Here is a 25,304-nt window from a genome sequence, read left to right as displayed (position 1 = left end):
GGAGCTCCGGAGCTTAAAGCTCCGGGCCGCCGTCGTACCAGCGGAGCACACGCAGGGCGCGAAGCGTGTTCCAGCGGCTGGGGCGCCCGTCGCCGTCCTCCATCGCGAAGTGGATGCGGCCGGGATGGGTGTTCTCGAGCAGCCAGGTTCCGTCGGGCTGCCGTTTTGAGCGAAGCAAACCGATGGCCTCGGCAAGGCGGGTGTCCGGCGGTCCGCCCGTGTCCTGCAGGTCGGCATCCTGGAGGTGCGCATCCTGGGAGCACGCTTCCCGGAAGTAGTCGAGGCCGCGGAGCGCGTCATAGAACCAGCGGGTCGGGTAGGAGAACTGCAGCCAGTCCGGGTCCACCAGCTCGCCGGTGCTCTTGCGCCGCAGCAGCGCCCGGTCCAGCAGGTATTCCTCGCCCCGCCTCCGCGCAGCAATGGATTCAGGAGTTCCGCCGGTGACCCGCTCATGTTCCAGCAGCCCTTCCAGCACGTTGATGGTGGTCGCGAAGGACGAGCGCACCGATCCACGCTCCGCCTCGCAGTTCCAGCCGCCGTCGGCGAGCTGCTCCCCGAGCAGCCGCTGGACGATGCCGTCGACGTTCTCGCCGAAGTACGCCCCGAGGGCCACGGCTTTGCCGTTGATGCAGGGCTCCACCTCGCCGTCGAAGAACGGCTGGCCACCCTCTTCCCAGCGGCTGTTCTCCCTCACTTGCCGGACAGCGGCGCGGGCTTCCTCACTGCCGGGGTCGAGACCGAGATCGCGCAGGAGCAGGAGGCTGTAGGTCGTGGCGGTCCAGGGCTGGCCCGGCTCGGAGCCGTCATACGGGACCGGGAAGAACGTGCCGCCGTCCCACTGGCCGTCGGCGCCCTGCAGGGCGAGCAGGCGCGCGCCCCAGCCCTCGGTGGCCACGCGTGCACGCTCGGCACGCACTTCCTCGGCAGGCGCATCCGTCAGGTCACGCAGGACCTGCCACCGGATCGATGGGTCGGAATCGAGCAACCAGTCGAGCACGTGTTTATCCGGGCCAGGACCGGGAGCTACAGGTGCTGGATGCCTGCGCGCTGCATGGCGTCTTTGTAGGTGTCCACGCTTTTGGTCAGGAGCTCCTCCTGCTTGGCGTCGGAAACAGCAAAGGCCCGCCCGCCGAGCGCGCTGGCCTTGTAGATTTTGATGCCGTTGTTCTTCAGCGAGGAGTGGTAGGTCTTCTCGAAGAGGGTCAGGAAGGTGGCAGCGTCCGTGCCGTGGGCGATGATGGCCGAGACGCGCTTGTTGATCTTCATGAACTGCCGGAAGGGGCGCAGGCCATCGGTCTTCTCCTGCACGCTGAGGGCGGAGGGCATGTCCGGGTCGCGCACCCAGGGGTAGGCGTTCCATGGCATGACATAGCGCGGATCCAGCTCGGCGAGCTCATAGATCTGGGTGGCCCGCCGGGCGGCCTCGTCGTCGTTGAAATGGGATACGAAGCCGGACTCGGTTCCCTTGCCCGGGCTGACCTGGAGGCTGACAATCCGGCATTCGTCCTCGTCATGGACGGGGTCGATATAAGGAACGGTCGATCCCGGCTTCTTCTCCATGAGTTCATCGCACAGTTGCGTCACTGCTGCGATGTTCGGTTCCTGTAGCAGGGCTTTCTTTTCGTCCCAGTCAATCGTCACGATTTCTCCCTTAGCTGCATGGCGTCCAAGAATCAGGCGTCTTAGGCCACTCTACGCTTTTGACGGTTAGGGTGCGTGGGGGAGTTTCCGCCGACCCAACAGGACTCCTAAACCCCTGCGCCCCGGAACGTGAACCGGCCCGCCACGAGCGTCGCAGCGACGGGCATCCCGGCGAACACGGCGTCGGGCGCGGCCAGGGGGTCCGCATCCAGCACGGCGATATCCGCCACATTCCCGGCCCGGATCCGGCCGCGCCCCCGCGTTGACGCGAGCAGCGCCTCCTCCCGGGTCAGGGCCTGCTCCGGGTGCCATGGGCCGCGGCCGTCGTTCCGCGCCCGCGCCGTTGCGGCGGACATTGCCAGCCACGGATCCAGGGGCGCCACCGGCGCATCGGAACCGAGCGCCAGCCGCGCACCGCCGTCCAGCAGTGAGCGGAGCGGGAACGCCCGGTCGGTGCGGCCGGCCCAGTTCGCGTCAGCGGCGTCGCGGTCGTCGAGCGCGTGGACGGGTTGGACGCTGGCCGTCAGGCCAAGTTCACCGAACCGGGCGAAGTCCTCCTGCCGCACAAACTGGGCGTGCTCGATCCGGCCGCCGGTCCCGGCCTCGGCGAAGGCGTCCAGCGCAACCCGGTTGGCGCCGTCGCCGATGGCGTGGACGGCCGGCACGAAGCCCGTCTCCCGTGCCCGGCCAAGCAGGGTAACCAGCTCGGCTTCGCTCACGGTCAGGACGCCGTGCCCGCCGTGCGGGTACGGGTCAACGCAGAAGGCGGTGCGCGTATTGAGGGAACCGTCGATCAGCACCTTCAGCGGACCAACCCGCAAGAGTCCCGCCCCGCCGTCGACCTCCTGCCCCGTGCGCATCCCTTCACCGGCCGCCCGCTCCAGATCCTCCGGATACACACCCGCGTCCACGCGCAGGGATCTGAACCCGCCGGCGATCCGGCGCAGCCAGACGTCGCGGTTCCACGTCATCTCCAGGTCCACCACGCCCACAACTCCGCGGGCCGCGGCTTCCCGGCCGGCCGTGGACACCCAACCGTCCACGACGTCGTCGGGCAGCTTTCCGAGTTCGCGCGTGACGGTGAACGCCGCTTCCTCACGGAGCAGCCCGTCTGCCGGTAGTTGGACACCGTATCTCCGGGCGGCCGCTGAATTAAGCCAGACACAATGCAGGTCATGGCTGATGAGGGCCGTCGGCACGCCGCGGGTGGCGTCGTCGAGCATTTCCGCGCTGGGAACGTCTTCCCACACGGCGTCCCGGAAGCCCGCGCCCACCACCGTCATGGTCGGTTCTGCCCCGAGGCCTGTCGCCGCAATCCGGTTGCGGACAAGCTCGACGGCGGCCCTCGCCGAAGCGGCGCCGGAAAGGTCGATCCGGTTGGCGGCCAGCGCCCACTGCGTCATGTGGACGTGCTCGTCCCACAGGCCCGGAATGACGAAACGCCCCTCAAGATCCACCACCTGGGTATCGGCCGCGGTATTCGCTGTGGTGAAACCCTCGGGGCGTTCTCCGGTTGCGGTGATCGCGGATACGTGGCCGTTGCGGATATGGACGTCGGAGCATTCTGCGTGGCCGGGCAGCCTCACGGCGGCAAGCACCATGTCTGTGGGCATCCGGTTTCGTGCTGCTGGATCGTCCTGGCTGCAAGGCATAGGAACAGGCTAGGCACGTATCCGGCCAGCGCCAATCCGCCCCGCCCCGTCGTGGCGCCCTTTCCCTTGGTCCGCGCCGACGGGGCTTCGCCCGAACGCCTCTTCCCAGCGCTGGCCGAAGGGTGCATTCTGGACGTGACACGGTTCCGACAATGAAGTCGGGGAGGCGTTGGGCACATGAACTTTAATATCCGGTCCCCTCACACGTTCCGGCCGGGCCAGCCTGGGCAGCGACTGCCCGCCAGGGGGACGTGAGCGCCGTGGACTTCACTGCCAGCCATCACCGCCTCAAGGTCGTGGTCCACATCGACGCGAACATGGAGCGCGCCTGCATTGAGGTCCGCGGAACCCTGACGCCGGCCAACATCCGGGCGCTTTACGTTGTTGCACGGCGCGCCAGGACGCTGTTGCCTGGCAAGGACCTCATTCTGGATCTGTCCATGGCCCGTGCCGCCATGGACACCATCACCGCGCTCCATGACCCCGCCCAACTCACCCAACTCAGCGGCGAGGGCACGTCCGAGAAGCCTTGCCGGCTGAGCATTCTGGACCCCCGGCCGGGCATCCACCAGCACCCCTCATTCACCCACGGGCGCGGTGACCACAAGCATCCTGACCGTCAACGCGGTGACCACAAGCATCCGGACGGCAAGCACGAGGACAATCAGCACCCGAACGGCAAGCACAGCGACAGGGCCGGCATGGCCCAGGAACGCAGCGCCGGACAGCCCGCCGCCCGGTCAGGCACCGCACGATCAAGTGACGTCCAAACAACCGCCGCCCGAGCAACTCCCGTGGAACCGGACGCCCACCCCGGCGATGCCGAACCACGGGTGGCACCCCGCCGCAGGGCCCGAGATAAGGAACCGGCATGAAACCTGGCCGCATATTAATGCTCGTCCTCGGTACACTCGCCGCACTCCTGGGACTGGGTCTGCTGGCGGGTGCGGCCGGGGTAGGCTGGCTCAACTTCCAGCAGCGCGACGAAGGCTACTTCACCACCCAGCCGCACCGTTTCGACGCAGCATCCTCCGCCATCACCTCCGCAGGGCTGGACGTCATGGTCAGCGGCAGGCTGCCGGACGTCATTCCGTCGGACGTGGCCGGCAGCATCCTGCTCCGCGGATCGGCAGCCAGCCCGGGCAAAGGAATTTTCATCGGCGTCGCACCGCAGCAGGACGCGGCGCGCTACCTCGACGGCGTCAAGCGCTCCGAGATCCGGGAACTGAACCTGCGGCCCTTCAGGGTCGACTACACCGAAGTGCCCGGGACCCGGACCCCCGCCCGCCCCGGAGCCCAGAACTTCTGGGTCGCGTCCGCCGAGGGCACCGGTACGCAGGAACTCAAATGGAACATCCTCCCCGGCAGCTGGACAGTAGTGGTCATGAATGCCGACGCCACCGCCCCGTTGTCCGTGGACCTGCAGGCCGGTGTCCGCTCCGACCTGCTCTGGCCGCTGTTCCTGTGGCTGCTCATTGCGGGGATCGTGTTGCTGGTCATCGGTGTCCCGCTGATCGTTGCCGGCGCCATGGGGCTGGGACGGCACGGGCCGCCGCCGCACGTTCCTCCGGGCCAGTATCGTCCCGGCACCTACCCGCCGGGCCAGTATCACCCTGGTCACTATCCGCCCGGGCACCCGCTCGCGGGGCATGCCCCGCCAGCGGAAACCCCGACGGCGGGAGCTCCCGCCGCTGCCGGCGCAACCGGACCGTACGCCAGCTCAACCGTCCCAGACGGAGGCGCGGGTGTCCCGGGTGGAGGCGCAGGTGTCCCGTCCGGTGCGGCTGTGCCGCCCGTCGATGCGGGTGTGCCGGGCGCAGAACCGCCGGGCGCAGTGCCTCCGGGCATGCAGCCGGGAGCCTATCCCGCCCCCGGCTACCCGGAACCGGGGTACCCGGCCCCTGGCTATGCCGCCTACGGTGGCGGGGCGGGCGCACCCCCACCACCCGCCGTCGTCGGGCAGTTTGAAAACCCGAGGTACCCGGCCCGCCTGACCGGACACGTCGACCCGGCGCTGTCCCGGTGGATGTGGCTGGTCAAGTGGTTCCTGGCCATTCCGCACCTGATCGTGCTGTTCTTCCTCTGGTTCGCGCTCTTTGTCACCACCATCGTGGCGTGGTTCGCGATCCTGTTCACCGCCCGCTACCCGCATTCGCTGTTCAACTTCAACGTGGGCGTGCTGCGCTGGAGCTGGCGGGTGTCCTTCTACGCGTTCACGGCGATCGGCACGGACCGCTATCCGCCGTTCACCCTGGCCCGCACGGACTATCCGGCCGACTTCGAGGTCGACTATCCGGACCACCTCTCGCGCGGCCTGGTGCTGGTGAAGTCCTGGCTGCTCGCCATCCCGCACCTCGTGATTGTGGGCGTGCTCGTAGGAACGTCGCGCACCTGGGTGGCGACGTCCTCGGACGACGACATGGTTGGCGGCGCTGCCCGCTACTCGTCCGGCGGGACCGTCTCGCTGCTCTCGCTCCTGGCCTTCATCGCCGGCGTCATTCTGCTGTTCACCGGCAGATACCTCCGGAGCCTGTTCGACCTGCTGATCGGACTCAACCGCTGGGTCTACCGCGTCGCAGCCTACGTGGCGCTGATGCGGGACGAGTATCCACCGTTCCGGCTCGACATGGGCCCGGTTGATCCCGGTGAACCCGCGGCCATGAGTCCACAGGCCACTCCACCCAGAGGGCCGTCATGAAACTCACTGTTCACACCTTCGTGAGCCTCGACGGCGTCATGCAGGGCCCTGGCGGCCGGGACGAGGACACCAGCGGCGGCTTCGAATACGGCGGCTGGCTGGTGCCGCTCTTCGACGAGGACATGGGCAGGATGGTGAACGCGTGGTTCGCCGAAGCCGACGCCATCCTGCTGGGCCGCACCACCTACCAGATGTTCCAGCCGTACTGGGAGCAGGTCACGGACCCGGACGACGCCGTGGCGAAGGCGCTGAACAGCCTGCCCAAGTATGTGGTGTCCTCTACGCTCACCGAGGCAACCTGGAACAACACCACCATCCTCCCCGCGAACTTCCTCGAGGCCGTTGACGACCTCAAGTCCGAACCAGGCCGGGAAATGCAGGTCCACGGCAGCCACCGGCTGGTCCGCGCCCTGCACGATGCCGGCCTCGTGGACGAGTACCGGTTGATCATCTTCCCGGTGGTCCTCGGCCAGGGCAAGCGGCTCTTCGAACCCGGGGTCACGCCGTCGGCATTTACCCTGGCCGGGAGCAAGGCGACGTCCTCGGGTGCGGTCCATCTGACCCTCCTGCCGGCCACCTTCGGTGGCGCAGACATGGAGGTAGGGGAGTTCGAGGTGCGCGAGGGCCGCGAGCAGATCAAGGAATAAAGCAACATTCAGCTGCCGGATCCCCGCAGCCGCTCCATTTCACGGCGGTCCTTCTTGGTGGGCCGGCCGGTCCCGCGGTCCCGCTGCGGCAGCCCCAGCGCCGGAGCCACAGGCCGGGGCGGGGTGTGGTCGGTGAAACAGTGCGACGCTGCCTCCGCCCCCACCCGCTTGGCGATAAGCCGGCGCACCTCGAGGATCCGTTCGTAGCCGGGCTGGCGGACGCGCACGGTATCCCCGGGCACGAGTGACTGCGAGGCCTTGGCCGGATTTCCGTTGATGCGCACATGCCCCGCGCGGCAGGCGGCGGTGGCGGCGGACCTTGTCTTGTAGGCGCGGATGGCCCAGAGCCAGGCGTCGACGCGTACGGTGCTGGGGGCTGAGGGAAGGCTGCTCATGACTGCAGCCGAGTATATCCGGGCGGCGAAAGGTGAGGTCTCGATGCTTAGGCCCGGCGAAAACGATGAGATCTCACCTCTCGGCGCGTCGGCGCGCCGCCATGAAGAAACTATGCGACGAGGATGGCCGCGGCGGAGTCCATATGTTCGCGGATGGTGTCGCGGGCCAACGTGGCGTCGCCGGTTTCGATGGCGGCGACGATGTCGTTGTGCCGGTCCACGCTCATGTTCCGGACGCCCTTGTCGGGCCCGGCGAACATGATGGACATCCGGATGGACCCTTCCAGCGATTCCCACGAGTGGAGCAGGGTCTCGTTGCCGGTGAGGCGGCACATGGTGCGGTGGAAGTCGAGGTCGGATTCGACCCGCTCCTCCATGGTGCCTTGGGTGGCCGCCTCCATGGCCTGGATGGCGGTGCGGAGTGAGCCGATGACGTGCTGGCGGTCCGGCAGTTCGCAGAGAGTGCGGGCCGCCAGGGATTCCAGGGCCGCGCGGACGGAATAGATGTCGCGGATTTCCTTGGCATCCAGGTGGCGGACCGAGAGCCTGCCGCGGGCGCCCGCGGACACGAGGCCCTCCTGCTGGAGCTGCCGCAGGGCTTCCCGGAGCGTGCCGCGGCTGATCTGCAGCATCTCGGAGAGCTCGGTTTCCACCAGGTGGCGGCCAGGTTCGAGCGCTCCGCTGGTGATGGCGGTGCGCAGCGCGGCCAGCGCCTGCTCGCGGAGGCTTTTCTTTTCCAGTCCCAGAAGGGCTGCTGCGGCCATCGGATTCTCCCCAAGGTCAGAGGTCAACTGTCTACAGTTGCCGTGTTAACAATGATGCCACGGCAGGAGCGCTGGGCAAGCTTTGTCCCCTGCGCTCCCGCCGCGGCGGCGTTCCAGCGGCGCCGAAGCCCGGTTTTAGCCGAGTTCGGCGAGGACCTTCGCGACGATGCGCTGGACGGTCAGGCCGTAGCGTTCGTGCAGCGTGGGCAGGGCGCCGGCGTCGAGGAACTGGTCGGGCAGCGCCACCGGGACCACGCGCTTGCCGATGCCTGCGGTGACGACGGCGGAGGCGACGGTTTCGAACAGCCCGCCCACCACGGAGTGGTTTTCCAGGGTGACGGCCAGGCGGTCGGTGTTGATTTCGGCCAGGACTGTTTCGGCGTCGAACGGCTTGATGGTGGGCGTGTGGACGACGGCGACGTCCACGTTGTGTTCCGCCAGCGCCTTGGCCGCCTGGAGGGCGCGCATGGTCATGAGGCCGCTGGAGACGAAGACGACGTCGTTGCCCCCGCGCAGGACGTTGGCCTTGCCGAGTTCGAAGGTGTAGTCGTACTCATCCAGGACGGTGGGCACGTTGCCGCGGAGCAGGCGCAGGTAGGTCGGCCCTTCCGAAGCGGCCAGCTGCGGGACGGCCTGCTCGATGTCGATCGAGTCGCACGGGTCCACGATGGTCAGGTTGGGCATGCCGCGGAAGATTGCCATGTCCTCGGTGGCCTGGTGGCTGGGGCCGTATCCGGTGGTGAGGCCGGGGAGGCCGCCGACGATGTTGACATTCAGGTTGGGTTCGGCGGCGTCCAGGCAGAGGAAGTCGTAGGCGCGGCGGGCGGCGAACACTGAATAGGTGGACGCGAACGGCACCAGGCCGGTCTCGGCAAGGCCGGCGGCGGCGCCGAAGAGGAGCTGTTCGGCCATGCCCATCTGGAAGAACCGTTCAGGGAAGGCCTTGGCGAAGATGTGCATGTCGGTGTATTTGCCCAGGTCCGCGGTGAGGCCGACGATCCTGTCATTCTCCTGCGCGGCCTTGACCAGGGCGTGCCCGAACGGGGCAGAGGCGGTTTTCTGGCCCGGATCGGCGAAGGACGCGATCATGGCCGAGGTCTTGAGCCTGGGGGCGGTGCCGATGGCCTTCACTGCGGTGGTGCTCATCGGGCGGCCTTTCCTTCGTATCCTGCGGTCAGCTGCTCGCGGCAGAGCTGCCATTCGTGTTCTTCGATGCGCATGAAGTGCGCCTTTTCGCGTTCCTCCAGCAGCGGCACGCCGCGGCCCACTTTGGTGTCGCACAGGATCACGGAGGGCCGCCCGCTGGCGGCGGCCTGCGCTGCGGCGTTGTCGAACGCGGCGAGCAGCGCGGCGACGTCGTTGCCGTCCACGCGCTGGGTGTACCAGCCGGCGGCTTCCCACTTTTCGGTGATGGGTTCGGTGCGGAGCACCGTGTCGGTCTTGCCGTCGGCCTGCAGGGCGTTGATGTCCACCATGGCGGTGAGGTTGCCGAGCTGGTGGTGGTGGGCGCCCATGGCGGCTTCCCAGGTGGAGCCCTCGTCCAGTTCGCCGTCGGAGAGGAAGTTGTAGATCCTGGCGTCCGAGGCCTGGTAGCGCAGGCCCAGGGCCATGCCTACGGCGATGGTGAGTCCGTGGCCCAGGGAACCGCCGGAGATTTCCATGCCGGGGGTGTAGGTGGACATGCCGGACATGGGGAGCCGGGAATCATCTGAACCATAGGTTTCCAACTCGGCGACGGGGACGATGCCGGCCTCGGCCAGGGCCGCGTAGTGGCCGATGGCGTAGTGCCCGGTGGAGAGCAGGAACCGGTCGCGCTGTTCCCAGTGCGGGTCCTCGGCGCGGAACCGAAGCTGGTCGGCGTACACGACGGCGAGCATGTCCGCGGCGCCGAGCGCCTGGCCCACGTAGCCCTGGCCCTGGACCTCGCCCATGTTCAGCGAATGGTGCCGGATCCGGTAGGCGGCGGCGCTGACCCGTTCGAGTCGTTCTGCTGCAGTTTCCTGGGTCATTCGTTCCTTCTGGCGGGGAGCCCGGGTGTGCAGTTCCTGCGGGACGGTTTCGTTGACGGCAGTCATCAGGCGCTCACTGACTGGGGGGTGCTTTTGGTGATCTCATCAGCCAGCTGCCGCTCCCGCTTGCCCCAGGTTTCCCGGGTGGCGAAGGCTGCCCACAGGCCGATCAGGGCGTAGAGGCCGAACAGCAGGGCGGGGCCGATCCAGCCGAAGCTCACGAACAGCAGGGTGGTGATGAAGGGGGTGAAGCCGGAGACCATGGCGGAGATCTGGTAGGCCAGCGAGGCGCCGGAAGCACGGGTCTTGGCTTGGAAGAGCTCGGGGAACCAGGCGCCCTGGGCTCCGGCGAGGGAGTTCTGGCACACCGCGTAGGAGATCACGATCGTGGCGATGATGAAGACGAACAGGCCGGTGTTGACCAGCAGGAACATCGGAATGGCGAACAGCGCGGCGAAGGCGGTGGACCAGATGTACAGGGGGCGGCGGCCGATCCGGTCGGTCAGGCGCCCCCAGGCCTGGGTGGCGAAGATGCCGATGGCGGACGCGATGCAGAGGGCCACCAGCGTCTGGGTCTTGTCGGCCAGGTGCTGGCTGTTGATGTAGGAAATCATGTGGGTGATGGAAACGGCGTAGCCGGCGGTCTCGGCGATGCGCAGGCCAATGCCCTTGACGATGTTGCGCCAGTCGGTCCTGATGACCTCCACGATGGGGGACTTGACGATGTCGCCGTGGTCCTTGACCTCATCGAAGACCGGGGACTCGGGAACCTTGGAGCGGATGATCAGGCCGACCACCACCAGCACGATGCTGGCGAGGAAGGGGATGCGCCAGGCGAGCTCGCCGCCGAGATTCACGCTGACCAGGAACACCAGGTTGGCCAGCAGCAGGCCCACCGGGAAGCCGGCCTGGACGATGCCCGTGTACTTGCCCTTGGACTTCCAGGGCGCGTGCTCGTAGCTCATCAGGATGGCTCCGCCCCATTCGGCGCCGAAGGCCAGGCCCTGGACCACGCGGACGAATACCAGCAGCGCCGGGGCCAGCAGGCCCACCTGGCTGTACGTGGGCAGCAGGCCGATCAGGAAGGTGGCAACACCCATCAGGATCAGGGACGCCACCAGGACCGGCTTGCGTCCCACCTTGTCGCCCAGGTGGCCGCCGATGATGCCGCCCAGCGGGCGGGCGGCGAAGCCGACGCCGAGCGTGGCGAAGGCTGCCAGCGTTCCGGTCACCGGGTCGCCGGTGGGAAAGAACGCGGTTCCGAAGTACAGAGCCGCCGCAGTGCCGAAGCCGATGAAGTCGTACGTCTCGATCACGGCGCCGACGCCCGAGCCGATGGCGACCCGCCGGGCGTCCTTGGTGCCGTGGACCGGCCCCCGCATGTTCAGAGCTTCGTTGCTCATGGTGGTTCCCTTTCGAAGAGCGGCTGGAGAAGCTCCAGCGCTGTCGACTGTTAACAAGATGTGTTCCAGTGTGACCGACGTCATGCTGACTGTCAACAGTCACCGTCAGGAGTTGACTGTTAACAGTCGTCACCGCTAATGTGGTGCCCATCACTACCGCCTGCCGGGCACGAACCAGAGGATCAACAACGATGTTCCATTCCCGACTCGGGTGCTCATCCATCAGCTTCCGCCACCAGGACCTGCCGGCAGCCCTGCGAACCATCGCCGGGCTCGGTTTCGCTGAGATCGACCTGGGCGCCCTCCCCGGCGTCTGCGATCACGTTCCGTATGAGCTCGACGCGGACGCCGTTTCAGCAGTCGCCGGTGACGTGGCCGCATCGGGACTGCGGGTGCGTTCCGTCAACGGGGACATCGGAGACCTCAATGCAGTGCTCGGCGCCGGCCAGCAGGCTGAGCGGGACAGGCACCTTGATGCACTGCTCACCCTCACCGCCAAAACGGGGGCCAAGGCACTGGTCCTTCCCTGCGGTGCGCTGAGCCACGAGCCGGTCCGCAGCATAGAGGAGGACCTGGACACCGTCGCGGCACAGCTCATCCGGGCCGGGGAGCGCGCGGCCGGGTTCGGCGTCGAACTCTGGACTGAGTCGCTGCATTTCCTGCGGTTCTGCTGGAACCTGGAACGCGCCGAACTGCTGGCACGGCGGCTGGCGGGCTCCGGCGTCGGAATTGTCATGGACTTCAGCCACATCGTCGCCGCCGGCGAGGACCCGCTGGAGTACCTGGCACGCCACGAGGGCCGGATAGCCCACGTGCATCTGCGTGATGCCGTGCCCGGGAACATCAACCTCAGCATCGGCAACGGCCAGGCCGATTTCGCCGCCGGGCTGCGGGGCCTGGCCGAGCAGGGCTACACCGGGCACTTCAGCCTGGAACTGGAAACCCGGGACATCACCCACGACGAACGCCCGGCGGCCGCCGCCAAGGCAGCCAGCTTCATCACCGACCTCATCTGAACCACCACACAAAACCACCAAGGAGCATCATGACCGCCATTCAGCGCACCGCCGTCCTCACCGGAGCCACCTCCGAGCGGGGCATCGGCATCACCACCGCCCGCCGCTACGCCAGCCAGGGCTGGGGCGTGGTGATCCTGGACCTCGACGGCGAAAAGTCCGCGAAGGTCGCCACCGAAATCGGCAACGAATTCAACGTCCCGGCGTTCGGCTACGAGGTCGACGTCACCAACGAGGAGTCCGTCAACGCCGCGTACAAGGCAGTTTCCGCCGAGGTCACGAGCGGCGCCCTTCCCGCCGTCGGCGCCCTGGCCAACATCGCCGGCATCACCTCGCCGGTGCCTTTCCTGGAAACCACTCTTGACCTCTGGAACAAGGTCATGGCCGTGAACTCCACCGGCACCTACCTCGTCACGAAGGCCTTCCTGCCGGACATGATCGACAACGGCTGGGGCCGGATCGTCAACATGTCCTCCGTTTCCGCGCAGCGCGGCGGCGGCGTCTTCGGCAAGGTGCCCTACTCCGCCGCCAAGGCCGCCATCCTCGGCTTCACCAAGGCCCTGGCCCGCGAACTGGGCGACTCCGGCGTGACTGTCAACGCCATCACCCCGGGCGCCGTGGACACCAACATCCGCGTCGGCAGCACGGAGGAGCAGGAAGCCGCCATCAATGCCGGCATCCCGCTGGGCCGCAATGCCAGCACCGAGGAAGTCGCCGCCGTCATCACCTTCCTGTCCTCCGAGGAATCCGCCTACCTGACCGGCACCACCATCGACATCAACGGCGGAAGCCACATGCACTAAGAGGGCCCAAAGCGCTGCAAAACCCGCCCAGCACACCCAGCCGCCCCGCCGCACACCACATACGCCGCAGAGAGAGCCAGCCATGACCAGAATCTTCAACAATCCAGCGGACTTCGCCGAGGAAGCCCTCGCCGGCTTCTGCGATATTCACTCCGGACTGGTCCGCCAGGTTCCCGGCGGCGCGGTGCGCCGCCACCGCCCTGCGGCACCGAAGGTGGCGGTCCTCGCCGGCGGCGGCTCGGGCCACTACCCCGCCTTCGCCGGGCTTATCGGACCCGGTTTTGCCGACGGCGCGGTGGTGGGAAACATCTTCACGTCACCGTCCGCCCAGCAGGCTTACGCCGTGGCCAAGGCCGCGGACAGCGGCGCCGGTGTGGTGTTCACCTACGGCAACTACGCCGGCGACGTGATGAACTTCGGGATGGCCAGCGAGCGGCTGGCCGCCGAGGGCATCGCCGTCGAAAACGTCCTGGTGACGGACGACGTCGCCAGCGCACCGCCGTCGGAAGCGTCCAAGCGGCGCGGCATCGCCGGGGACTTTACGGTCTTCAAGGTCATGGGGGCGGCCGCCGAAGCCGGCGCGGACCTGGCCGGGGTTGTCCGCCTGGGCCGCAAGGCCAACAGCCTCACCCGGACCATCGGCAGCGCGTTTGCCGGCTGCACCTTCCCGGGCGCCGACGCGCCGCTGTTCTCGCTGGGCGAGGGGCAGATGGGGCTGGGCCTGGGGATCCACGGCGAGCCCGGCCTCTTCGACACGGACCTTCCGCCGGCTGCTGACCTGGGCCGCGAACTGGTGTCCCGGGTGCTGGCCGAGACACCGGACGGGGCAGGGCAGCGCATTGCGGTGATCCTCAACGGCCTCGGCTCCACCAAGCACGAGGAGCTGTTCGTGCTCTGGGGGACGGTTGCTCCGCTGCTCCGCGATGCCGGCTACACCCTGGTGCTGCCGGAGGTGGGCGAACTGGTCACCAGCCTGGACATGGCCGGAGTGTCCCTCACCGTCACGTGGCTGGATGATGAACTGGAGCCGCTCTGGGCGGCGCCGGCGGAAACCCCGGCGTACCGCCGGGGAACCACTGCCGCGCAGTCCGGCAGCCTTCCCGCCGCTGAGGTGTCCGACGACGACAGCACCGCCGTTGCGTTCGCCGCCACCGCTTCCTCCCGGGAGTACGCAACCGCATGCGTCGCCGCGCTCGAGGCGGCACGTAATCTCCTGCGCGCGGAGGAGCCGCGGCTGGGGGACATGGATGCCGTTGCCGGCGACGGCGACCACGGCCGCGGCATGGTCAGGGGCGTCGATGCAGCGGTGGCCGCAGCAGCTGACGCGTTCACCCGGGGTGCCGGCGCGGGAGACGTCCTGGCGGCCGCCGGGGATGCCTGGGCGGACCGGGCCGGAGGAACATCGGGGGTCCTCTGGGGTGCGGGTCTGCGGGCCCTCGGCGAGTCGCTCGGCAACAGCCAGGCGCCGGAACCGGCGGAGCTTTCGGCCGCCGTGACGGCGTTCGCCGGCCGCATCACCGGCCTGGGCAAGGCCGGGGTGGGGGACAAAACCATGGTGGATGCTCTCCTGCCGTTCGCCGAAACCCTGGCCCGCCGGACGGCGGAAGGGGCCGGCGCCGAGACCGCCTGGCAGGAAGCCGCCGCCGCTGCGACGCCCGCCGCCGCGGCCACCGCCACGCTTCGCCCGCTCAAGGGCCGCGCCCGGCCGCTGGCGGAAAAAAGCCTGGGCACCGCCGATCCGGGGGCCACGTCGTTGGCCATGATCTTCACCGTGATGGGCGGACAGCTGGCCCGTCACGCCGCCCCGCCCGCTGCGGGACAGAACGAAGCGGGACAGGACGAAGCGCATGCCCGCGACGAAGCGGAGGCCACGGTATGACCGCCGCCGCCGCTCCCGCACTGCGGTACGGGGATCGGCGTGGCCATCGCCGCCAACAAGGTGACGGGCATCCGTGCCACCACTGCCCACGACTCGTTCTCGGTTGAGCGGTCCGTGCTTTCCAACAACTGCCAGGTCCTCACCATGGGGCAGCGCGTGGTCGGCCTGGAACTGGCGCGCAGGCTCGCGCGGGAATGGGTGGGCTACGCCTTCGACCCGGAGTCGGCGTCGGCAGGCAAGCTGAATGTGCTTAGCGATTACGAAGGGTGCTGAGCACACTTATTCGACGATGACCCGCACCCGCTGCACCGTGTTGTTCCCCATGCCCTGGTAATTCCAGTGCTGCTCCAGCGGCTGCACTGCGCCGGTCGCGTCGGTGGCCCGGCACGCCAGTTCGTGGTGGCCGGTATCGGCCACCCACGGCAGGCTCCAGCCGCGCCAGGCAAAGGCGCCGGCAGGCTTGTCCAGCTGCGCCGGAACCCACTTGCCGTCGATGCCGACCTCCACCCTTGTCACAGCGGCTTCACCGGACCACGCCCGCCCCTGGAGCATGACCGGCCCGCGTTGCAGGTACCTGCGGCGGGTGAAAAAGTCCGGAATGCCCGGCGGGACCATCAGCGACCGTACCCTGATCCGCGAAACCGGGGTGCCGGCGTCGTCCGCGTTGTGTTGGTAGCGGTAGGCGACCGACTGCTGGAAGCCCTGGAACGGCGTCGTGACAACCTGGATCGACTGCAGCCACTTGACACTGGCCATGCCGTACCAGCCGGGGACCACCAGCCGGAGCGGATAGCCGTGCTGCGGCGGCAGTTCGCTGCCGTTCATCTTGTAGGCGAGGACGACGTCGGCCCGGGACGCTTCCGAAATCGGCAGGCTCCGGGCGTACTGCTGCCGGACGCCGCCCTGGATCCCGGCATCAAGACCGGTGAACACCACCTCGACGGCCTCCGGCTCGACGCCGGCCTGGGCCAGCAGGTACGCCAGCGGAACTCCGGTCCACACGGCCGTCCCCACGCCCTCCAGCGTCCAGGGCTGGCTGAGCGGCCGCGGCCGGAGCAGGGACCGGCCGTTGCCGGCGCACTCCATGGTCACCTGGACGCTGATGGCCGGATCCCGCTTCAGCGCAGCAAGGCTCAGTTCCATCGCGCGCTCCACGGCGCCGCCGATCCGCAGGTGCCAGGCGCCGCTGACCTGCGGAATGTCGAAGTGCGTGAGCACGTAGTGCAGCCCGGGCGGAGTCACGTCCTCGCGCAGGGCCTCGAGCGGCATCGAGTGGTTCCGCACGGCGAGCTGCAGCTCTTCCCTGGAGATCGGGCCATGCGTGGGTTCACCGGAATGCGCTGGTACACCGGTATGGGGCGCGGGGCGGGCGGACGGTCGGCGGCGGTAGATCAGCTTGGACATGGCCTTGCGATTCTGCTCGGTGCTGCGTGTTGTGTGGTGCTGCTGATTGGCGTGCTCCTCTTCACAGGTTTACGCCGCCCCCAATATGACCGTCAACAGCCCCGCCCCGCCAACCGCCCTTTACAGCTGCGGCAGCTTCACCAGGTCCTCGAGCGTCATCGGATCCTGGCCGGTGAGGCCGTGCACGTCCGACGTCGCCCCGGCCAGTTCGCCGGCGGCAATCGCCGTGTACGTGCTGACCCAGGCCTCCACCTGCCATTCCGGTGCGCCGTAGGACGCACGGGAGGCGAACGCCTCCTCCACGGTTTCGTGATGGTACGTGACGGTCCTGCCCGTGGCGCGTGTAAGCACCTCGGCGGCGTGCCCCAGCGAGATGTCCTCCGGCCCGGTCAGGTCGTAGGTTGCCCCCGCGTGGACGGCCGGGTCTCGCAGCACGGCCACCGCGGACCGGGCGATGTCCTCCCGCGCGACGGCGGCCATGACGCCGTCGCCTGCCGGGCCCCGGATAACACCGTCCTGACCGGCCAGCATGGGCAGGAAATCCAGGTAGAAGTTGTCCCGCAGGAACGTGAATCCCATCCCGGACGCCCTGATCCGCTCCTCGGTGGCATAGTGGTCGCGCCCCAGCGTGAAGGTGCAGTCTGGCGCCGCCCCGAAGAAGGACGTGTACACAATGTGCTGCACTCCGGCCTCCGCGGCGGCGTCCACGAAGGCGTAGTGCTGCTGCAGCCTGTTCTCCGCCTCCGCCGCCGACACCATGAACAGGATCTTGACGCCTTCCAGGGCGGGCCGGGACAGCGCCGGGTCCCCGTAGCTGACCGCCACCGCCGGAGCGTCCCTCAGGTCCGGCGCCCGCAGGGTGTCCCGCACCAGCAGGCGCTGGGAGAACCCGGCGTCGGAGAGCTGGCGTGCCACCATGCCGCCCAGGACCCCGGTGGAGCCGGTCACGGCAAGGTCTGGAAGTTCCGTCATGGGGGATTCCTAGCCTTCGCGGGTTGCGGGGGACTTGGTTTCGGCCGGGTCCCGTTCGGCAAGGGAGCCAACGGCGTCGTCGATCCTTTTCAGGACGTCCGGGTCAAGGCGGACACCGGCGGCTGCGGCGCTGTCGGCCACCTGTTCGGGCCGGGAGGCGCCCACGATCGCTGAGGCGACGTTCGGGTTCTGCAGCACCCAGGCCACCGCCAGCTGCGGCATGGTCAGCCCGGCTTCCTCGGCGACCGGCCGCAGCTCCTGCACCGCGGCCAGGACGTCGTCCCGCATCCAGCGTTGGATCATCTTCGCGCCGCCCTTGTCGTCGGTGGCGCGGCTGCCTTCCGGCAACGGCTGGCCCGGCAGGTACTTGCCGCTCAGCACACCTTGCGCCATGGGGGACCAGACGATCTGGGAGACACCCAGTTCCTCCGACGCCGGCACTACCTCCTCCTCGATGACCCGCCACAGCATGGAGTACTGCGGCTGGTTGGAGATCAGCTGGAAGCCCAGTTCCTTGGCCAGGGCGTGGCCGTTGCGGAGCTGCTCGGCGGTCCATTCGCTGACCCCGATGTACAGGGCCTTTCCCTGCCGGACGATGTCCGCGAACGCCTGCATCGTTTCTTCGAGCGGCGTCTCAAAGTCGTAGCGGTGCGCCTGGTACAGGTCCACGTAGTCCGTCTGCAGCCGGCTGAGGGACCCGTCGATGGATTCCATGATGTGCTTGCGGGACAGGCCGAGGTCGTTCTTCCCCTTGGGGCCGGTGGGACCGAACACCTTCGTGAAGATCTCGATGGACTGCCGGCGTTCGCCCTTGAGCGCTTCGCCCAGAACGGTTTCCGCCGCCGTGTTGGCGTAGACGTCCGCCGTGTCGAAGGTGCTGATGCCGGCGTCCAGTGCCGCCCGCACGCACCGGGTGGCGACGTCGTTCTCCACCTGCGAGCCATGCGTGAGCCAGTTGCCGAACGTGATTTCCGAAATCTTGAAGCCGCTGTTTCCGAGGTATCTGAATTCCATGGGTTTCACGCTAGCGGACATGGTTGCTCAGGGTAAGGGATGCCGGCGGCCTATCTCGCGGCCGGCGTCCCTGCTGCCTCCGCGGCCAGGCTTGTGGTCTGAGGCCGGTGGCGCGGAACCAGGGCGCTCAGGCGCGGGTGCGGGCGTCCGGGTGCTGCGCGAGCGACGTCATGGAACCGGTGTCCAGGACGGAGACATGTCCGGCAACGGCGGGTTTCCGCGCAGGACGCGGCGGCTGGGCGGAGAGCGCCAAGGCGGACCGGACCGTTTCGCCTTTGCTGGCGGCCCCCGTGCCGGAGGCGCCCGTGCTGGACGGTTCGCCCGGCACGGCGTTGTGGCGCAGGGCCGACTCCACGAGCGGCGCCACCTCGGTCACGCTGGCCGCGGCGACGTCGGGCGGCGGCAGGTCGCGCACGGTGACCTTGACGTCCGGCGCGGCGGCCCGGGCACGCGCCACCGCGCGGGCGTCGGCAGCAGCGACGGCGTCGGCCCAGTTCTTCGCAAGGACGGGCGGCACCGGCCGGGCGGCCGTCACCAGGGGGTGGTGGACGACGGCGCCGCGGAGCGCCTCCCGGAGGCCGGCGCGGGTCCGCAGTTTGTTCCAGTCGATCGGCGCACGGGGCTCGCGGACCGGCCGGGGGGCCTTGGCGGCCTTTTTCGCCTTGCCTTTTGCCGGCACCACTTCGGCGTCCGCGGGCAGCGGGCTTCCGTCAGCAGCGAGCCGCACGATCTCGATCGTCTCGTTCCTGGGGAGGTGGCCGAACAGCGCCATCACGATCAGCGCCGCGAGGCGTCCCAGCCCCGCAATCACCAGCGTGAGCATGACGCTGATGCACAGGCCGATGAACATGAGGAAGGCAACACCCAGGGTGCCAAAAAAGGTCAGGTTCAGTGCAATCGTTGTCGGATCCTGCACGTTACCCTCCTTACCATCGGCGCCCGGCCCGTCACCCACGTGATCGAGCCCGGTGGTCACGCCGGAAACAGCCCCTAACCACCATACGGACTATTTACTGCCGACATGCCCTCATGACAAGTGCCGGCAACTGTTGTTTCAAAGCTGTTATAGGACCCGGCCTTATCAACGCGCCGATAGGCTGTTCCGGCAAGCGACCACCAAAGTTCCCAAGGATGCCATGACCCAGCCAGAACCCTTCTCCGGCAACTGCCCTTGCCTGTCCGGGGAGCAGTACGCGGACTGCTGCGGCCGGTTCCATAGCGGTTCGGCGGAGGCAGCCACCGCCGAGCAGCTGATGCGTTCCCGCTACTCCGCCTTCGTCCTGCTGGATGCCGGCTACCTCCTCAAAACATGGCATGCCAGCAGCCGGCCCGCGGAGCTGGAGTTCGATCCTGGTCTGGAATGGCGGCGGCTGGACATCGTGTCCGTCGAGCGGGGCGGCCCGCTCGACACCGAGGGCGTCGTGGAGTTCAAGGCGCACTTCCGTCAGGACGGCGAACGCGGCGTCCACCACGAATCGAGCCGCTTCCGCAGGGTGGACCGGCGCTGGTACTACATCGACGGCGTCGCCGTCGGGCTTAGCCCGTAGCGGCTACTGCCCGGCGGACGCCGGGGTCAGTAGTCCCGCGTTCAGCGCTCCTCATAGTCCGCCGTGGGAGTGAAGCCGGCACGGTCCACCTTACGGTGGAAGTGCATCCCGGCCATGCCGCCCAGGACGGCACCCACCAGGGCCACCAGAGCGACCACGACGGCGGCAATGATGCCCGTGGTGGTTACCTGGCCCTCGTTGACCGGAATCCGGGGGAAGCTGTTCAGCTGGGCCAGAATATTGAACCGCTCGCCCGCGATCATGCCGAGCACGGCCACCAGCACCGCGGCGATCAGGGCCCAGATCCACACCATGAACCCCTGCTTCGCGCCATTGAACCGGGCCATCCTGCCGGCGACGTAGCCGCCGCTGTAATAGGAAGCGAAGAGGATGACCAGAAGCACGATGATGCCCACGATCCCCACCGTCTGGTTCGAGGCGGCCCGGCCCACGGCGGCGTTCACGTCGGTGTTCGTGGCAAGTCCCACGGCGGTGCCGGCAGCGGCGACGAGGGCGGTCAGCAGCACGGCCATGCCAGTGGCGGCCAGCCAGCCAAAGAACGCCGAGCCAATCTTGATGCCGCCGAAGGCCTCCTTTTGGCGGGCCGCGGCCATCTCCCGGGTGGCAAAGGCCGGATCGTCGGGCCGTGCCGTGTCCGGGCGGCCGTCGGGTTCATTGTCGGGTGTGTAGTCGCGCTCGGCGTACGGCGTGTCTGCGGCCGTGGTGTTGAGGGCCCGGGTGCGCGTGTCCGCCGTGGCGCCGGTGCTGGTGACGCCGGGGCGGTCCGACCGCCGGGTCTGGGTGGCGTCGTAGACAGGAGTGGCTTCCGTGGGGGTGTCCGCCGGGCTGCGCTCCGCAGTGCTGTAGTCGGCAGGGTAGGACTCTGCCGTGCTGTGCTGTGGCCTGTTGAGATCGGGCCCGGTGGATTCGGAGGTGTCTGATTCAGGGGAGGTGCGCCGGGGGCGTCTTTCCCCGGCGCCGGTTGGGCTGCTCATCAGCGACTCGCTTTCATTGAACGGACCCGGACTCAGGGGCCTAAGCCGGGCAACGCAATGCCGAGGCCAAGGCACTGGCCTCAGTTTCTAGCTAACTCCGTTCAATGGGCATTAGCAAGGATGCTTAGTATCCTGGTTTGGCGCGTCTTCCCTTGTCAAAGGCGGTATTGAGGTCGGGGCCGGTGCCTGGTGGGCGGGGAGCGGTGCGTGGCGCCGGGCGCGGTCAGCGGTAGGCGCGGTGCAAATTCTCCCTGGTCGACTCGCGGGCGGACGCATCGGCGATCCAAGGGCCCGTCCCCTCGGACTGGTCCAGTACGCCGGCTTCCAGCCATGTGTAGTCTCCGGCGAGTACCTTGCGCGCGACGTCGCGGTCGCCGTCGTCGGTGTTCCGCCACAGCTGGTCGAAGTATTCGTCCACCCGCACGCGTGCCTGCTCGCAGAAGGCGTCGGCCAGTTCAAAAGCGGTGGCGCCCCGTTCGGGGGCAGAGCGGAGCAGCATCTCGGCGCGGGAGCAGCTGGCGGCCATGGCGAACAGTTCGGCCCCGATGTCCACGATCCGGCCCAGGAACGCCTGTTTGTGCTCAAGGCGGGCCTGCCAGCGGCCCATGCCGTAGAACGTCTGCCGGGCCAGCCGGCGCGAGGACCGCTCCACGAAGCGGAGGTGCTTGGCCAGCCGCCCGAAATCACTGTAGGACCGCGGATCCATGCCGGCGCCCGCCACCAGCTTGGGCAGCCATTTTGCGTAGAAGCCGGAAGCGCCGACGGCGGCCCGCGCCTTGTCCGAAAGGCTCGCCTCCGCGGAGGCCAGGTCCCCGGCGGCGGCGAGGTGCGCATCCACGGCCTCGCGGGCTATCAGCAGCCGCATGATCTCGGACGAACCCTCGAAAATGCGGTTGATCCGCAGGTCGCGCAGCTGCTGCTCGGCGGGGACGGCCCGCTCGCCGCGGGCCTCCAGGGAGTCGGCCGTCTCAAAGCCGCGGCCGCCGCGGATCTGCACAAGTTCGTCCGCGATCCGGTAGCTGATCTCGGTGGACCACAGTTTGGCCAGGGCCGCCTCGATGCGGACGTCCTTTTGCCCGGCGTCGGCCATCTCCGCGGACAGCTCGAACACGGCGTCAAGGGCGAACGCCGTGGCGGCGATGAATGCGATCTTCTTGCCCACTGCCTCGTGCTTGCCCACGGGGCGGCCCCACTGGGTGCGGGCGTTGGACCATTCCCGGGCGATTTTGAGGCTCCAGCGGCCCGTCGCCACGCAAAGTGCGGGCAGCGAGAGCCTGCCGGTGTTCAGCGTGGTGAGCGCAATCTTCAGCCCCTGGCCCTCACGGCCAAGCCTGTTGGCGGCCGGCACCCGGACTTGGTGGAACCGGGTCACGCCGTTCTCGATGCCGCGCAGGCCCATGAAGGTGTTGCGGTTCTCCACCGTGATTCCCGGGGAGCTCATCTCCACGACGAACGCGGTAATGCCGCCCTTGTGGACGGCGCCGTCCGCATCGGTGTGCTGCGGCACCACGGCCATCACCACCACGAGCTCGGCGATCACGCCGTTGGTGGTCCATAGCTTCACGCCGTCCAGCACGTACGATCCGCCGTCGGAAGCGGGCACGGCAGTGCTGCCCATCCGGGCGGGGTCGCTGCCGACGTCGGGCTCGGTCAGCAGGAATGCGGTGACGGCCCCCTCCGCGCAGCGCGGCAGGTACTGGCGCTTCTGCTCGGGGGTGCCGAACACCTTCACCGGTTCCGGCACGCCGATGGACTGGTGGGCGGAGAGCAGGGCGCCCAGGCTCGGGTGAACAGATCCCAGCAGGGCCAGCGCCCGGCCGTAGTACACCAGGGACAGGCCCAGGCCGCCATACTCCTGCGGTATCTTCATGCCGAACACGCCCAGTCCGGCGAGGCCGCGCAGGTACTCGTCGGGAATTTTCGCGTCGCGTTCGATAGTCCGTCCGGACATGGTGCGGCAGAACTCCGTCAGCCGCGCCATGAAAGCCTCGCCGCGCTCCACGTCATCGGGATTGGCGGCGGGCCAGGGATGGATGAGGCCTAGGTCAAAGCTGCCGAGGTACAGGCCCTTGGCGAAACTGGGCCTGGCCCACTCGGTTTCGCGTGCTGCCTCGGCAATGGCGCGGGCGTCCTCGGCGGACGCGCCCGCACCGATCTTCTCCGGAGCGACAGGTGTCTCGGACGCGGGACTGTCCACGGGCGGGACGGCGCCAGTGCCGTCCGCAGCCGTGGGGCCTGGTGCTGTGCTGTCAGTGGCCGGGCGTTCGGTCGCCTGGCTGTCAGTGGCGGAGCTCACGGGGCATCTCCTCTAACCGGATGGCCGGCTCAAAGCCCTGGGTCCGCCGCGGGTGGAGAACCCTTCAGCTGTCCCTCAATGCTACCCGCGGGTAGGTTCCGGTGCTAGGGGACGGCTGACCCTGAAAATCCGTGGGAAACTCGACTGCAGAGGCGTGGTGCACCAGCCTGTCCCAGGCGTGGTTGATCGCGTGGACGGTCCTGAGCAGAGCCGCGGCAACGACCAGCCAGGCCAGCCGTCCCACCCCCACCAGGACGAGCGCGGCGAATGCCGCCAACGCCACGAACAAGACAAGCACCAGGGCAAACATCAGCGTTCCAATGAACACCAAGGTGGCTGTCTCCACTGCACTCAAGTCGAACTGCATGCTTCCCCCTGCGCCGTTGCTGCGGATGGATCAGTAGCTCGAGACTAGGGCCAGGAGCGAAGCTTCCTCCAGCCTCCCGCCCATGCTGTGGCCGCGTTGATACGGGATCGAGACAATACTCCTGCGTAGGTCACGGAGTGATTGCGAAAACCTCTTCTGTCACACCCGTAACGTTGCCTGGCGCGGAACCGGGCCCGCTTCGCGGTTCGTTTCGGGCCCGCTCCCGGGCCCGCTCCCGGGATCGCGGGGACCGCGGCGCCGGCCGGGGCGCGGCTCTGCGTTAACCTTGTAGTTGGCAGTTTTCGGGTTTCCGCTGCCCAGACCATCCCCCAAGTTGCTGAAGGAGAGTGTGTGCCCCGGTCCGCCACGTCCTCCGCTGACGCGATCAGCGCAAGGCTCAGGGACCTTGAGCTCCTCACCAAGGGGCCCGCATGGGCCCTCACCCGTTCCGCCCCGTGGGTGATCGCGGTCCTGCAGGCATCCTTCACCCGCACCCGGCCCCAGCTTCCGCTGGAAGAATTCCATGCCGACGTCGACTCCTTCCTTGAGCAGCTGCGCCGGCAGGACCCCGGGCTGGGCGGCCATGCCAACGGGAAGTCCTTCGGCGATGAGTGGACCCGCAAGCAGTTCCTGACTCGCCGGAACCAGTCGGGGCAGATCGTGTACGAGGTCACCGAGCCGGCCGCCCGCGTGCTGGCGTTCCTGGACAGCCTCTCCAGCGAAAGGTCCACGCTTAATGGCTCCCGGCTGGGCACGCTCCTGGGTGACGTGGAGAAGCTCGCCAACGAGACCAACCCGGACCAGAGCGCCCGGCTGGAAGCGCTGGAGGAGGAGATCGGGGAGCGGCAGCAGCTGATCGAGGACATCAGCTCCGGCGACTTCGACGGCCTGCTCGACGACGACCAGGCGGTGGAAGCGGCCGGCAACATCCTGGATCTCGCAGCCAGCCTGCCGGCCGACTACAAGAAGATGCGTGACCGGATTGAGGAGCTCGTGGGCGAGCTCCGGAACCAGATCATCGAGGAATCGCTGACCAAGGGCGCCACGATGGCCCAGGTTCTGGAGGCAGACAAGCGGCTGCGCCAGAGCCCGGAGGGCAGGACCTTCCGTTCCTTTACCGCCTTTCTCGAGGATCCGCAGCAGCAGTTGCGTTTCCGCTCCGCCATCGGCGAAGTGCTCAGCCGCCAGTTCGCGGACGACCTGTCGCCGGAAGACCGCGAAACCTTGAAAAACCTGGTGGCGGAACTCCGGCAGCAGCACAGCCAGATCCAGCGCATCTACGGAAAGCTCAGCGAGAGCCTGAACACCTATATCCAGAGCGACGACTTTCGCCAGTCGGTGCGGCTCCGCAAGGTGCTGCGCGAGGCGGAGCAGGCCATCAGGTCCTTGCCCTACGAGCGCGAACGGCCGGGCCTGGTCCGCGGCCCGGTGCTGTTCAACGCCGGTTTCGAATCCCTTGCCATGGTCAAGCTTTTCGATCCGGACGAGTTTGCCGCCCCGCCCAAACTCGCCGACCCCATCGCGTTCAGCGACTCGGACCGGGTCCGCTCGCCCCGGACCGCCAAGGCCAGGCCGGAGGCGATCCGCACGGCGGCAGCCGGCGCCTCGACCCTGTCCGAGGCGTGGGGGCAGCTGCCGCCGGAGGAACAGCACATCAACTCCATCCGGGCGCTCCTCTCGCACGCGCTCCACACCGGCGCCGGCTTTGACCAGCTGGCGTGGGAGGCCCTCGACTTCGAACAGATAGACGGCACCACCCGCAAGGCGTACCTGCCGGTGGTAACGCTCAAGAAGGACTAGCG

At 68.2% G+C, this 25,304-nt stretch carries 23 protein-coding genes and 1 pseudogene; 9 read left to right on the top strand and 15 right to left on the bottom strand.

Annotation, left to right across the window (positions count from 1 at the left end; translation table 11 throughout):
- Window positions 1-13: 13 nt before the first annotated feature.
- From ACFQ50_RS08125 to ACFQ50_RS08115, 3 genes are all read right to left on the bottom strand, one after another.
- A complete protein-coding gene (locus tag ACFQ50_RS08125) occupies window positions 14-997 on the bottom strand; it encodes a hypothetical protein (RefSeq protein WP_377995013.1) in 984 nt (327 codons plus the stop codon).
- A 26-nt stretch (window positions 998-1,023) separates the two neighbouring features.
- Complete coding sequence (locus tag ACFQ50_RS08120) at window positions 1,024-1,641, bottom strand: uracil-DNA glycosylase (protein WP_377995012.1); 618 nt, start codon at window positions 1,639-1,641, stop codon at window positions 1,024-1,026.
- A 107-nt stretch (window positions 1,642-1,748) separates the two neighbouring features.
- Window positions 1,749-3,293: an amidohydrolase gene (locus tag ACFQ50_RS08115; protein ID WP_377995011.1), complete on the bottom strand. Its 1,545-nt coding sequence runs from the start codon at window positions 3,291-3,293 to the stop codon at window positions 1,749-1,751.
- A gap of 251 nt (window positions 3,294-3,544) precedes the next feature.
- Between ACFQ50_RS08115 and ACFQ50_RS08110 the strand changes: the two genes are divergently transcribed.
- From ACFQ50_RS08110 to ACFQ50_RS08100, 3 genes are read left to right on the top strand one after another with little or no spacing between them, the layout of a single operon-like run.
- Window positions 3,545-4,168 (top strand): hypothetical protein, encoded by a 624-nt coding sequence (locus ACFQ50_RS08110; RefSeq protein WP_377995010.1) that lies wholly within the window; start codon window positions 3,545-3,547, stop codon window positions 4,166-4,168.
- Window positions 4,165-5,991, top strand: coding sequence for a DUF4389 domain-containing protein (locus ACFQ50_RS08105; protein WP_377995009.1), 1,827 nt, complete (start codon window positions 4,165-4,167; stop codon window positions 5,989-5,991). Before ACFQ50_RS08110 ends, ACFQ50_RS08105 begins: the two co-directional genes overlap by 4 nt.
- The gene (locus ACFQ50_RS08100) at window positions 5,988-6,638 is read left to right on the top strand and encodes a dihydrofolate reductase family protein (RefSeq protein WP_377995008.1); all 651 of its coding nucleotides are present in this window, start codon (window positions 5,988-5,990) and stop codon (window positions 6,636-6,638) included. The genes ACFQ50_RS08105 and ACFQ50_RS08100 overlap by 4 nt, the downstream gene beginning before the upstream one ends.
- Before the next feature lie 8 nt (window positions 6,639-6,646).
- On the opposite strand, the gene ACFQ50_RS08095 is transcribed toward ACFQ50_RS08100, so the two are convergent.
- From ACFQ50_RS08095 to ACFQ50_RS08075, 5 genes are all read right to left on the bottom strand, one after another.
- Window positions 6,647-7,033 (bottom strand): RNA-binding S4 domain-containing protein, encoded by a 387-nt coding sequence (locus tag ACFQ50_RS08095; RefSeq protein ID WP_377995007.1) that lies wholly within the window; start codon window positions 7,031-7,033, stop codon window positions 6,647-6,649.
- 110 nt (window positions 7,034-7,143) lie between these two features.
- Window positions 7,144-7,797 (bottom strand): GntR family transcriptional regulator, encoded by a 654-nt coding sequence (locus ACFQ50_RS08090; RefSeq protein WP_377995006.1) that lies wholly within the window; start codon window positions 7,795-7,797, stop codon window positions 7,144-7,146.
- A gap of 135 nt (window positions 7,798-7,932) precedes the next feature.
- Window positions 7,933-8,943, bottom strand: a complete 1,011-nt coding sequence (locus ACFQ50_RS08085; protein ID WP_377995005.1) for a transketolase family protein — start codon at window positions 8,941-8,943, stop codon at window positions 7,933-7,935.
- Window positions 8,940-9,806: a transketolase gene (locus ACFQ50_RS08080; protein ID WP_377995053.1), complete on the bottom strand. Its 867-nt coding sequence runs from the start codon at window positions 9,804-9,806 to the stop codon at window positions 8,940-8,942. The genes ACFQ50_RS08085 and ACFQ50_RS08080 overlap by 4 nt, the downstream gene beginning before the upstream one ends.
- Window positions 9,807-9,871: 65 nt before the next feature.
- On the bottom strand, window positions 9,872-11,209 hold the full coding sequence (locus tag ACFQ50_RS08075; protein WP_377995004.1) for an MFS transporter: 1,338 nt from the start codon (window positions 11,207-11,209) through the stop codon (window positions 9,872-9,874).
- 191 nt (window positions 11,210-11,400) lie between these two features.
- Between ACFQ50_RS08075 and ACFQ50_RS08070 the strand changes: the two genes are divergently transcribed.
- The 4 genes and pseudogenes from ACFQ50_RS08070 to ACFQ50_RS08055 form a co-directional block, all read left to right on the top strand.
- Window positions 11,401-12,225: a sugar phosphate isomerase/epimerase family protein gene (locus ACFQ50_RS08070; RefSeq protein ID WP_377995003.1), complete on the top strand. Its 825-nt coding sequence runs from the start codon at window positions 11,401-11,403 to the stop codon at window positions 12,223-12,225.
- A 29-nt stretch (window positions 12,226-12,254) separates the two neighbouring features.
- Window positions 12,255-13,028: an SDR family NAD(P)-dependent oxidoreductase gene (locus ACFQ50_RS08065; protein ID WP_377995002.1), complete on the top strand. Its 774-nt coding sequence runs from the start codon at window positions 12,255-12,257 to the stop codon at window positions 13,026-13,028.
- 82 nt (window positions 13,029-13,110) lie between these two features.
- The gene (locus ACFQ50_RS08060) at window positions 13,111-14,907 is read left to right on the top strand and encodes a dihydroxyacetone kinase family protein (protein ID WP_377995001.1); all 1,797 of its coding nucleotides are present in this window, start codon (window positions 13,111-13,113) and stop codon (window positions 14,905-14,907) included.
- A 21-nt stretch (window positions 14,908-14,928) separates the two neighbouring features.
- Window positions 14,929-15,180, top strand: a pseudogene (locus ACFQ50_RS08055) (RpiB/LacA/LacB family sugar-phosphate isomerase); the annotation flags it as partial.
- 6 nt (window positions 15,181-15,186) lie between these two features.
- Here the strand turns inward: ACFQ50_RS08055 and ACFQ50_RS08050 are convergent.
- From ACFQ50_RS08050 to ACFQ50_RS08035, 4 genes are all read right to left on the bottom strand, one after another.
- Entirely contained in the window at window positions 15,187-16,311 is a 1,125-nt protein-coding gene (locus ACFQ50_RS08050; protein ID WP_377995000.1) for a sulfite oxidase, read from the bottom strand.
- Window positions 16,312-16,431: 120 nt separating this feature from the next.
- Complete coding sequence (locus ACFQ50_RS08045; protein ID WP_377994999.1) at window positions 16,432-17,283, bottom strand: SDR family oxidoreductase; 852 nt, start codon at window positions 17,281-17,283, stop codon at window positions 16,432-16,434.
- A gap of 9 nt (window positions 17,284-17,292) precedes the next feature.
- Entirely contained in the window at window positions 17,293-18,297 is a 1,005-nt protein-coding gene (locus tag ACFQ50_RS08040; protein ID WP_377994998.1) for an aldo/keto reductase family protein, read from the bottom strand.
- Between the two features lie 127 nt (window positions 18,298-18,424).
- The gene (locus ACFQ50_RS08035; protein WP_377994997.1) at window positions 18,425-19,213 is read right to left on the bottom strand and encodes a hypothetical protein; all 789 of its coding nucleotides are present in this window, start codon (window positions 19,211-19,213) and stop codon (window positions 18,425-18,427) included.
- 220 nt (window positions 19,214-19,433) lie between these two features.
- Between ACFQ50_RS08035 and ACFQ50_RS08030 the strand changes: the two genes are divergently transcribed.
- Window positions 19,434-19,844, top strand: coding sequence for a YchJ family protein (locus tag ACFQ50_RS08030; protein ID WP_377994996.1), 411 nt, complete (start codon window positions 19,434-19,436; stop codon window positions 19,842-19,844).
- 41 nt (window positions 19,845-19,885) lie between these two features.
- Here ACFQ50_RS08030 and ACFQ50_RS08025 read toward each other — a convergent pair whose 3' ends face one another.
- The 3 genes from ACFQ50_RS08025 to ACFQ50_RS08015 all read right to left on the bottom strand — a co-directional run bounded on the left by ACFQ50_RS08025 (window position 19,886) and on the right by ACFQ50_RS08015 (window position 23,502).
- On the bottom strand, window positions 19,886-20,839 hold the full coding sequence (locus ACFQ50_RS08025; protein ID WP_377994995.1) for a hypothetical protein: 954 nt from the start codon (window positions 20,837-20,839) through the stop codon (window positions 19,886-19,888).
- Between the two features lie 223 nt (window positions 20,840-21,062).
- Entirely contained in the window at window positions 21,063-23,036 is a 1,974-nt protein-coding gene (locus tag ACFQ50_RS08020; RefSeq protein WP_377995052.1) for an acyl-CoA dehydrogenase family protein, read from the bottom strand.
- Between the two features lie 163 nt (window positions 23,037-23,199).
- Window positions 23,200-23,502 carry a hypothetical protein gene (locus ACFQ50_RS08015; protein WP_377994994.1) on the bottom strand — a complete coding sequence of 101 codons (303 nt, stop codon included), beginning with the start codon at window positions 23,500-23,502 and terminating at the stop codon, window positions 23,200-23,202.
- A gap of 351 nt (window positions 23,503-23,853) precedes the next feature.
- Here ACFQ50_RS08015 and ACFQ50_RS08010 point away from each other — a divergent pair, with 351 nt between their 5' ends.
- On the top strand, window positions 23,854-25,302 hold the full coding sequence (locus ACFQ50_RS08010) for a DUF3375 family protein (protein ID WP_377994993.1): 1,449 nt from the start codon (window positions 23,854-23,856) through the stop codon (window positions 25,300-25,302).
- The last annotated feature ends 2 nt before the right edge of the window (window positions 25,303-25,304 follow it).

The sequence above is a fragment of the Arthrobacter sp. NPDC056493 genome, from assembly GCF_042795115.1.
Lineage (GTDB): Bacteria > Actinomycetota > Actinomycetes > Actinomycetales > Micrococcaceae > Arthrobacter.
This window is presented reverse-complemented; position numbering and strand designations above follow the sequence as displayed.